Source organism: Vibrio sp. 378, from assembly GCF_033339435.1.
Genome location: NZ_JAWOUO010000249.1, coordinates 1 through 918, shown reverse-complemented (window position 1 = coordinate 918; position 918 = coordinate 1). Strand labels below are relative to the sequence as shown.

The window sequence follows — 918 nt, the reverse complement described above, 5'->3', positions numbered from 1 at the left end:
CAAAAACGCGTGGTCAATGCGCCGGGTATAATGTTGTGAGTAAGTTCTAGTGACACTTTCTGAACCGCGCAATGGGCTCCCTTACTTAAACAGAATGCGTCGATTACTATCGAACAAAGTTCCTTCCCGCTGTAACCGTCAAAACGCCGAGATCGCGTTCAAACAATTGAGTTTGCTTGTTCCTATCGTAGTTTTTCAACTCTGACTCATGGTGATTTAAACGAATCGATGCCAAGGAAACGCACAAGCTGCAACAATAGTTTTCGTCACAACGGAGCGAGATTATAACATATCGCTGATAATGTTCCTCATTTCAGTGACATTCGCCATCTTTATAGTTACTTTCCGCAATGATTAACTGCTCAATATCATTTCCACAGATAAAAGAGCGAAGCGCGTTAAACTTAGCCTCATCCCAAGAATACATCTTAAGAGCCAATAACTTATCAATCGTCTCTGGGTCAAAACGAGTTTTGATCGGCTTAGCAGGAGCGCCCGCTACCACGGTGTACGGCGGCACGTTTTTCGTCACGACACTATTTGCGGCAATCACCGCGCCCTCTCCAATCGTAACGCCTGGCATGATCATCGCGCGCATTCCAATCCAGACAGCATCTCCGATAATCGTGTCGCCCCTGCTTTGATAGGAACGTTCGACATCATCAAGAAACGGATACAAGCAGAACCAATCGGTTCGATGATTGTGATTGCCACCCATTAAAATCACCGCTTCGGCGGCGATACAAACATAATCACCAATATAGAGTTGGTCGACTTCCCAACGGGGTTGCCACTGCTTGCTGATTTCATCCCCCAGCAGATAACGAACGACGGATTGCTCAAAACCATTATCCCAGCAATCGCTGTAATAACTGTGAGTACCTTTAATATGGATGTTGGCGTTTTGCACCACTTGGT

At 45.9% G+C, this 918-nt stretch carries 1 protein-coding gene; it reads right to left on the bottom strand.

Annotation, left to right across the window (positions count from 1 at the left end; genetic code table 11):
- Positions 1-313: 313 nt before the first annotated feature.
- On the bottom strand, positions 314-918 hold a 605-nt coding region (locus tag R7Q48_RS25495; RefSeq protein WP_318132937.1), incomplete at its 5' end, for a CatB-related O-acetyltransferase.